We start from the raw sequence: 8,885 nt of genomic DNA, 5'->3' as shown, positions 1-8,885 counted from the left end.
GGTGAAGCGCGTCACCGAGGTCTATCCGAAGTGCGTCTGGCTCAACCCGGAGCCGGAGGAGATCTGGGGCTACCGCCAGTCCATCGGCATCATCCGCGAGCTGATGAAGGGCCGCATGTATCCGACCACCATCGCCGGCATCGAGCAGGCGATGAAGGTGCTGGCGAAGTAGCCCTCAGTCCAGCTTCAGTAGCTCGACAGCGTTCGAGTACACGATTCTCTGCATGGCCTGCGGGCTGATCGGCAAGGCGAGGAACTCTTCGGCGGTCTGCTCAAGCGGCCGATAGGGATAAGCGGTGCCGAAGAGGAACCGGTCCTGCAAGTATGTGCTCGCCGCACGAACATACTCGTCCGCCCCGGGCATGAACATGTAGACATCCGGGCAGATCCAGATGTTGCGATGCTTGAACGCGACACCAAGGACCTGCGTGACCCATGGCCAGCAGCCGTGCCCGGCGACGAGCCTGAGCTTCGGGAAACGGCGCGCCAGGTCGTCAAGATAGACCGGGTTCGTGTACTCGATCGTGGGGCCCGCCAGAGGCCCGGTCATCAGCACTACTGGGATATCGAGTTCGATGCAGCGCTCGTAAAGCGGGAAGATGCGCGGATCGTTTGGCATCGCATCGAGCGAGCGCGCGGGCTCGATGTGGATTGCTTTGAAGCCGAGCTTTACGCACCGTTCGGTTTCAGCGATCGCGTCGTGGACGACGCCGGCGAGATCAATCCCTGCGCAGCCAATGACCTTGCCCGGGTAGGCGCGCATGAGGTCGCGGATATGGTCGTTCGGGATGAATCCGTTCTGCTTCGGGTTGAGCGCCCTGGCATTCCGGCCCAGGGCGACGGTGGCGACGATGTTGGCCGCTTCCATCTCCTTGAAGTAGAGGTCGAGGGAGCCGGTGAGGTAAGCGGGGGACACGTACCTCGCGCCCACCCGGTAATTCACCGCGACCGTACTCTCCTGAATGAAGTAGCTGTTGAATTCAAGCGTCGGAGGACGCCCTCGAAAGTCAATCAGCTTCGGTCGGGCTGCCACGGCCATCGTCACGCCTACTTGATCGCGCCCGACGCGCGCAGCATCTGCTCGTCAGCCTTCGCCTGCTCCTCCAGCATTTTCGCGTAGTCGGCGCGCGACATCGTCCCCTCCAGGGTAGCGGTATCGCGCAAGTAATTCTGGAAACGATCCGATCTCACTGCGCGGCCAACACCCTCGAACAGGCGGTTGATGACCGGCTCCGGCGTGCCTCGCTTTACGAACATTCCGCGCCAGTGGTAGCGGACGATGTCAATACCCAGCTCCTTGAAGGTCGGTACGTCCGGAAACTGCGCCAGGCGCTTTTCCGCCGTATGCGCGAGCACCGCGGTCTTTTCCCTGAAGCTGGAGTAGACGCTGATGTTGCTTAGTGCTCCCTCCATGTGCCCGCCCATGACCGCCGTGATCGCGCGCGCGCCGCTATCGAAAGGAATCCAGGTGAAATCCCCCTTCACCTGACGCGCGATCATCATGAGCGTAATGCGGAACGGCCCATTCACGGCGTAGCCACCAACACGCACGTCCGCCGCCCTGATGCGCATGTCGGAGAGAAAGCTCTTCAGGTCGGCATACTTGCCCCGCTGCACGTAGAGCGCGAACGGATCGAGCTGCAGACGGTAAAGCGGCTCGAAGTCGGTCCACTTGTGCAGCGCGTCCGGCATCTGGAGAATCGAGGTGATCCCCGTACCGTCGGAAAAGATCGTGTTTCCGTCGGCTGGCGCCTGCTTGAGCGCGGTCATCGCGATCTGACCCTCGGCCCCGGGCCGGGGCTCCACGATCACCGGCTGCCCGAGCGCCTTCTGCATCTCCTCCGCGAGAATTCGCAGCATGACATCCTGTGGTGCGCCGGCGTTCGAACCGTGGATGATTCGAACCGGCGCCTGTGCCAGGGCAATCGCTGCACCCGAGACCAGTACCAGCATTAGCAAAACACGAACGAGTCTGTTCATGCGCTCTCCTCCTGGATGATCATGCGCGCGCGGAGCGATCTTGCGGCAAGGCGACCTTCATCCGTGCGCCGAATTCGCGCACTGCGCGCGTGTGCGCAGCGAGCGCCTCGCGGTCAACTTGCGGCCAGTAGTGTGGCCGCAGGACGATCGCTCCTTCCTTGAACTCGAGCGGATTCGTAAACAAACGCTGATGCACCTTCAGAAAACCGTTCATTTCTCCGGCGTTACGCACCATGCGCGCACCGACAGTGGCTTCCATCCAGCAGCCGATCTCAGTCGAAACACCGTCGCCCAGCACCGCGTCGAGGCCCAGTTCAGCGCTGCGCCGCAACGCCCGCACCAGCATCTCCACGCCGCCCATCTTTTTCAGCTTCAGCTTGACGTAGGCCACCCCCGGAAGCTGCGCCGCGCGTTCGATGTCGGCGATTCCATAGATGGACTCATCGAGCATTACGGGAACCGCAGAAGCGGATGCGACGGCGCCGTTCGCGGCCCAGTCGTGGGCAGCGCACGGCTGCTCGAACAGTTCGATTCCGCGCGGATCGAGGCGAGATGCAAATGCGGTCGCATCAGACTCGCTGAATCCGCGGTTGGCATCGAGGCGCAGCATCGCGCGTCCCGCCGTCGCCTCCTGAATGCGGGAGACGCGCCGCAGATCCTCGCGCCAGTCGTAGCCCACCTTGACCTTGAGAGTCCGGAAGCCCGTGGTAATCAGGCGCTCCACTTCGTCAGCGATCTCGGCCGGGTCGTGAGCCTGACACGGCGCGACCAGCGGCACGCGGCACTCGCGCTCGACTGTTAGCATCGGGTGGCCGACCATCATCTCGAGTGCGGCGAGCAGCGCGCTCGAAGCGCCGGCGCTTGCGTCGCGGCGCTCGGTAACCAAGCGCCGCGCCGCAGCCGTGCCGAGGCCGGCGATGCGCTCGCTCAGACCGCAGCACATCTCCCAAGCGTGCTCCGCGGATTCAGGCGCGTAGCCCGGCACAATCAGCGCTTCGCCCCAACCTTCGCGGCCGTCAGCGTCGATCGCCTCGACCACGATCGGATCAAATGCAACAAGATCTCCCGAGGACAACCGATAGGGAGTAACGAGAGCGAATTCCACCCGCCGAACCCGCACAAGCTCGACGATCAGACGGTCCCCGGCACAGTTGTGCGGCGCGCAATCCACGCAGACCTGCCGCTCAGGTAACTTCCTCGCCAACGATCTGCGTGCGATACAGGAGCCTGCGGCTCCCAGGGTCGAACGAATCGCGACGGTGCATAGTGCAGCGGTTGTCCCAGAGGACGATATCGTCCACTTGCCAGACCTGCTCCCATACGAGTTCAGGCCTGACCGCGTAGGCCCACAGGGCATCGAGAAGCGCCTCGCTCTCTTCCAGCGGCAGGCCCACGAGGTATGCGTTGCGGCGCCGCCCGAGAAACAGACACTTTCTGCCGGTTTCCGGATGCGTGCGCACGACCGGATGTACTGCCCCCACGGTTTTACTGGGGTCGGACACGTCCGTGAATCCGATGCGCAGCTCGCCCGCACTGTTACGGCTCGCATCGTGGACGCACTTCAGCGTCTCGGCGCGGTGCTTGAGGTCCGGCGGCAACGTTTCGTATGCAAGGTACATGTTGGCGAAATGCGTATTTCCCCCGGTCGGAGGAATCTCGACCGCGTAGAGCGCGCTTCCTTTCGGCGGCCGGGGGTTGTAGGTCATATCGGCGTGCCAGACCGCTTCGTACGCGCCCAACCCGCCAATCGGCCTGCCGTCCACAATGACATTGGAGATCACCGTAATCTCCGGATGCTCGTCCGGGGAAACCTGGCCACGGGGATCGCTCCTGATCGGCGCGCGGTCCAGTTCTCCGAAGTTCCGGGAAAAAGCAGCCAGCTGCTCGAGGGTCAGGCGCCGTTGACCTCGGAAGCGAAGTACGAGGTGCTCTGCCCAAGCATGGCGAATTGCCTCGACCTCGCCCGGCGCCAGCGGCCGACGCAGGTCTACGCCCGCGACGTCTGCGCCGAGCGCCCTGCCGCTTGGCGTAATGACAAACCTGCCAACCGCTGATTTCGAAACCGCGACCATGGTTTTCTCCCCGGCCGGGAACCGGACATTCAACAATGCGTGCGTGCGACGTTAGTCGGCGCGGTTTTATCTGTCTAATTGTTTTGTCGGATAAACTTATCGCTCATGACGATAAATGTAACGGTGCGGCAGCTAGAAATCCTCGTCACGGTCGCCCGCATGCTGAGCTTCAGCGAGGCTGCGAAAGCGATCCATCTCTCGCAACCCGCGCTGAGCTCCGCGGTCCGAAAACTCGAGGAGGCAGTGGGAGCGCGCGTTTTCGACCGCAACACGCGCAACGTGTCGCTCACGCCGGCCGGAGCCGAGTTGCTCGCAGTGGCCGAGGACCTGCTGCGACGTCTCGAATCCGGTCTAGCGGGTGTGCGTGACTATCTCGGCGGAACGCGCGGCCAGCTCACGGTGGCCGCCTCGCCGTCGATAGCGGCAGGTTTTCTGCCGGACGTGGTTGCCAGCTTCCAGCGAACCCACCCCGGCATCGCGCTTCAACTCCACGATACGCTCTCGGACGTTGCCATTGACATGCTGCGTAGCCGCAAGGCGGATCTCGCGCTTGCGCCGGAAAAGCGCGATGACCCGACCCTCGCCCACCGCACGCTCTTTCACGACGACCTCGTGCTGCTGTGCCGAACCGATCACCCGCTGACGCGCCTGCGCAGGGTGACATGGCGGCAAATCGTCCCGTTCGCGCACATCGCCTTCAGGAGGACGAGCAGCGTGCGCCATCTAGTCGAGGCAGCGTATGCGCGCGAGAACGCAGTGCTTCGCCCGGCATTCGAGGTCGAATATCCGCACACGATGGTGGGGTTGGTTGCGAACGGCCTCGGCGTGGGGGTGTTGCCGTACTCGCTGATGCGGCAGGTAAAGCTCGGACCCGTGGTTCATCGTCGGATCACCGCGCCGGAAATCCGCCGCGACATCTGTCTCGTGGCGCGCGCGGGAGAGTCGCCATCGCCGGCCTCAGACGCGTTCACCCAGACCTGCATTCGTCACGCACAGAAGTACTTCACGGCATCAGTCGGGTGACGCGGGTACGGCCGCACCCGCCCGTCCGGCATGCCGGTGCTCAGCCGATCCTCGCGCGCGCCCAGTCGAGCACGATCGCAAGCCGCGGCGGCAGCAGGTCCTCCGCCTCGTCGAAGCTTACCCAGCGCCACTCATGATGCTCCGGGCGGCCAAGCTCCGGCGAGACGGGCAGCGTCACGCGCTCGGTCGCGGTCTCGGCAAGAAAGTAGCGTGCGACCTTGCCGCCGGCGTAAGGCAGCGTGTCCTGGTGCGCCTCGCCGAACCGGAAATCGAGGTCGGTGAGGCCGGTTTCCTCGGCGCACTCGCGCTTCGCGGCAGCAAGCGGCGTCTCTCCGGGTTCGATCTCTCCCTTCGGAAAGTCCCAGTTGCGGTAGGCACGCAGCAAGAGCAGGCGCACGCCCTGCGGCGTGCGGCGAAAGATCACGGCGCCGGCCGAGCGTGGCTGAGCCATGCCCGATTCTATGCCGCGGCCCGCGCCGGCGCAGGCGCGCCGTAGAATCCGCCGCCGTGCCCGAGCCGCTCGCCGCGACCGTCGTCGCGATCTTCGCCCTCGTCTATTGCGGGATGTTTCTCGGCGGGCTGCCGTTCTTGCAGCTTGACCGCACCGGCGTCGCGCTTCTGGGCGCGATCGCGATTGTCGCGTTCGGCGTTCTCACGCCCGAGGAAGCGGCGCGCTCGATCCACCTGCCGACGCTGCTCCTGCTTTTCTCCTTCATGGTGATCTCGGCGCAGATGCGCCTCGGCGGCTTCTACGGCTGGGTGACGCGGCGCATCGCCGCGCTGCCGCTCGCGCCGGCAGCGCTGCTTGCCGCGGTGATCGGTGTCGCCGCAGCGCTCTCGGCGGTGTTCAGCAACGACGTCGTCTGCCTTGCGGTCGCGCCGGTGCTCATCGAGGGCTGCCGGCGGCGCGGCCTCGATCCGGTGCCCTATCTGCTCGGCCTCGCCTGCGCCGCGAACGTCGGTTCGGCCGCGACCCTCATCGGCAACCCGCAGAACATGCTGATCGGGCAGGTGCTGGGAGTGGATTTCGGTGCCTACCTCGCCATCGCCGCCGTGCCGGTGCTCGCGGGCCTCGCGGCGACATGGGCGGTGATCGCCTGGCAGGCGCGCGGGCGATGGCGAAGACCGCTCCCGGAAACGGGCGCACCCGAGCGGCGCGAAGAGGAGCACGCGCTCGATCGCTGGCAGAGCGCAAAGGGCCTTGCCGTGGCCGGCGCGCTGCTCGCGGTGTTTCTGTTCACCGACTGGCCGCGCGAGGTGGCGGCGCTCACCGGCGCCGGGCTCCTCCTCATGAGCCGCAAGCTCCACTCGAACAAGATGCTGGGGCTGGTGGACTGGGAGCTGCTCATCCTCTTCATCGGCCTGTTCGTCGTGAACCACGCGCTCGAGCGCACCGGGCTCACCGCGGCCGCGATCGCGCGCCTCGCCGAGCTGGGCGTGCCGCTCGCCGAGCCGGCGCCGCTCTTCCTCGCCACGCTGGTGCTCTCGAACGCCGTGTCCAACGTGCCGGCGGTGATGCTGCTGCTTCCTGCGGCGACCGGACCGATCGCCGGCCCGCTGCTTGCGCTCGTAAGCACCTTCGCCGGCAACCTCCTGATCGTCGGCTCGATCGCCAACATGATCGTGATCGCGGCGGCCGCCCGACAGGGCATCCGCGTGGACTGGCGCAGCCACGCCCGCGCCGGGGTGCCGGTGACGGCGGCGACGCTCGCGATCGCCGCCGCCTGGCTCGGCCTGCTCGCGTAGGTCCCTGCCCGCCCCGCTACACTGCGGCCGATGACCGCGCTCTCGCTCCTCCGTTCGCTGCGGCTTTCGTACCTGCCGCCGCTGATGGTGTATTTCGCCGCCGGAATCCAGGGCCTCACCGGCATCGTCGGCACGTTCTTCATCAAGGAGTACCTCGACCTGTCGGCGGAGTTCCTCGCCGCGCTCGGCTTCTGGGCGGTGATGCCCTACACCGTGAAGATGGTGGTCGGCCACCTGGTGGACCTTGCCTGGCGCTGGAAGGACGCGCTCGTCTTCTTCGGCGCGGGGCTGCTCGCCGCGAGCATCGGCATCATGATCGGGCTACTCGCCGACCCGGCGGCGATGCGCGCGGTGATGCCGGCCGAGCACTGGTACGTGCTCTCGGCGCTGATGGCGCCCGTGGGCTACATGATCCAGGACGTGGTCGCCGACGCGATGACGGTCGAGGCGGTTCCGCGGCGCGAGGCCGACGGCCGCGAGATCCCGCCCGCGGAGCGCCGTGCGATGCAGATCACCATGCAGACGCTCGGGCGCGTCGCGATCATCGGCGGACTGGTGCTCGTCTCGCTCGCCAACGTTTACCTGATGGCCGGCGTGCACGCGCTGCCCGAGCGCGAGAAGGTCGCCGCCTACCTGCGCGTGTACGAATGGGCACTCGCCATTCCGGTGGTGTCGGTCTCGGGCGTCGTGCTCGCGCGCTGGCTGCGCTGGCGCAATCCCCTTCAGTACGGCGACGATCCGGCGCCGCCGCCGGTCAACTGGTGGATGCTCGCCGGTGGCGCGGCGTTCACCGCGGTGTCGGTCGGCCTGGGCCTTGCGCGCATCGGATACGCCGAAGAGATCGTCTTCGGCGCCTCGATGGCGATCGTGCTCTTTCTCCTCTGGCGGCTGGTGCGCGAGCTGGATGCCGAGGCGCGCGCGACGCTCGTCGGCACCGCGGCGGTGGTCTGGGTGTTTCGCGCCACGCCGGGTCCGGGGGCCGGTGCGAGCTGGTGGATGATTGACGTGCTCGGCTTCGATCAGCAGTTCCTCGCCCAGCTCTCGCTGATCGGCTCCAGTCTCACGCTCGTCGGCCTCTTTGTCTTCCGCCGCTTCATCGCCGAGCGCTCGATCTACTACGTGGTCGGCTTTCTCACCCTCGTCGGCACCGTGCTCTCGCTGCCGCAGATCGGCATGTATTACGGGCTGCACGAGTGGACCGCGGCGAGGACGGGCGGGGTGGTGGACGCGCGCTTCATCGCGCTGGTGGACACCGCGCTCGAATCGCCGCTGGGCCAGATCGCGATGGTGCCGATGCTCGCCTGGATCGCGAACTCGGCACCGCCGAACCTGAAAGCCACCTACTTCGCGGTGATGGCGTCCTTCACCAATCTCGCCCTCTCGGCCGCGCAACTGGGCACGAAATACCTCAACCGGATCTTCACGGTCACGCGCGAGGTGAAGGACGCCGCCACCGGCGCGATCAAGGTGCCGGCCGACTACAGCGAGCTCGGGGCCCTGTTCATCACCGCGACCCTGATCGGCCTTGTCGCGCCGCTTGCGACAATCGCGATCGTGCGCGCGGCGCGCATGCGCAGCGCGTAGCGGCCCGGGCGCGCCCGAGCCTACAATGGGCGCGACCCCGGCCATGAAGCGGCTGTTCTGCCTGGTGCTCGCCCTGCTCGGCGCGTGCGCGAACGTGCGTATCCCACCAGAGGAAGGCGCGGGGCCGGTCCGTGTGCCCCCGGAACCGCGCCTCGCCGAACCCGAAGCGACCGAGGTCGTGGTGGTGATCAACCATAACGCGATCGGCGGCACGCATGCCGGCATGTTCGCCGGCGCGCGGCTGAGCGATCCCTCCGGGAGCTACGTCTCGGAGCGCTCGCGCGACCCCGCCTGGCGCGGGCCGACGCTCAACGACTACGTGCGCTTCCAGCTCGAGGACGGCGAGGACGTGCGCGTGTACCGCTTCAGGCTCGAGGCGCGCGATTTCGCGATGATTGACGAGCGACTGCGCGCCGAGGGCGTCACCGCACCCCTCTTTTGCGCGGCGACCGTGCAGAACCACCTCGCGGGCGTCGGCCC

At 66.4% G+C, this 8,885-nt stretch carries 9 protein-coding genes; 4 read left to right on the top strand and 5 right to left on the bottom strand.

Annotated features, from left to right (window positions below; genetic code table 11):
* Positions 1 to 175 precede the first annotated feature (175 nt).
* The 4 genes from VNM24_10695 to VNM24_10680 form a co-directional block, all read right to left on the bottom strand.
* Positions 176 to 1,039 (bottom strand): amidohydrolase family protein, encoded by an 864-nt coding sequence (locus VNM24_10695; GenBank protein HWQ39058.1) that lies wholly within the window; start codon positions 1,037 to 1,039, stop codon positions 176 to 178.
* 8 nt (positions 1,040 to 1,047) lie between these two features.
* On the bottom strand, positions 1,048 to 1,980 hold the full coding sequence (locus VNM24_10690; protein HWQ39057.1) for a tripartite tricarboxylate transporter substrate binding protein: 933 nt from the start codon (positions 1,978 to 1,980) through the stop codon (positions 1,048 to 1,050).
* A gap of 19 nt (positions 1,981 to 1,999) precedes the next feature.
* Positions 2,000 to 3,085: an enolase C-terminal domain-like protein gene (locus VNM24_10685; protein ID HWQ39056.1), complete on the bottom strand. Its 1,086-nt coding sequence runs from the start codon at positions 3,083 to 3,085 to the stop codon at positions 2,000 to 2,002.
* A gap of 79 nt (positions 3,086 to 3,164) precedes the next feature.
* Positions 3,165 to 4,052, bottom strand: coding sequence for a TauD/TfdA family dioxygenase (locus VNM24_10680; GenBank protein ID HWQ39055.1), 888 nt, complete (start codon positions 4,050 to 4,052; stop codon positions 3,165 to 3,167).
* Positions 4,053 to 4,367: 315 nt separating this feature from the next.
* Here VNM24_10680 and VNM24_10675 point away from each other — a divergent pair, with 315 nt between their 5' ends.
* Positions 4,368 to 5,075: a LysR substrate-binding domain-containing protein gene (locus VNM24_10675; GenBank protein ID HWQ39054.1), complete on the top strand. Its 708-nt coding sequence runs from the start codon at positions 4,368 to 4,370 to the stop codon at positions 5,073 to 5,075.
* A 40-nt stretch (positions 5,076 to 5,115) separates the two neighbouring features.
* On the opposite strand, the gene VNM24_10670 is transcribed toward VNM24_10675, so the two are convergent.
* Complete coding sequence (locus VNM24_10670; GenBank protein HWQ39053.1) at positions 5,116 to 5,526, bottom strand: NUDIX domain-containing protein; 411 nt, start codon at positions 5,524 to 5,526, stop codon at positions 5,116 to 5,118.
* 56 nt (positions 5,527 to 5,582) lie between these two features.
* On the opposite strand from VNM24_10670, the gene VNM24_10665 reads away from it, so the two are divergent.
* The 3 genes from VNM24_10665 to VNM24_10655 all read left to right on the top strand — a co-directional run.
* Entirely contained in the window at positions 5,583 to 6,821 is a 1,239-nt protein-coding gene (locus tag VNM24_10665; GenBank protein ID HWQ39052.1) for an anion transporter, read from the top strand.
* A 30-nt stretch (positions 6,822 to 6,851) separates the two neighbouring features.
* Positions 6,852 to 8,405, top strand: coding sequence for a hypothetical protein (locus VNM24_10660; protein ID HWQ39051.1), 1,554 nt, complete (start codon positions 6,852 to 6,854; stop codon positions 8,403 to 8,405).
* Positions 8,406 to 8,430: 25 nt separating this feature from the next.
* Positions 8,431 to 8,885: hypothetical protein (locus tag VNM24_10655; GenBank protein ID HWQ39050.1), on the top strand; the 455-nt coding region annotated here is incomplete at its 3' end.

Source organism: Burkholderiales bacterium, assembly GCA_035560005.1.
Taxonomy (GTDB): Bacteria; Pseudomonadota; Gammaproteobacteria; order Burkholderiales; family Eutrophovitaceae; genus DASRFY01.
The sequence above is the reverse complement of the archived record's forward strand: the minus strand, read 5'-3'. Positions and strand labels throughout refer to the sequence as shown.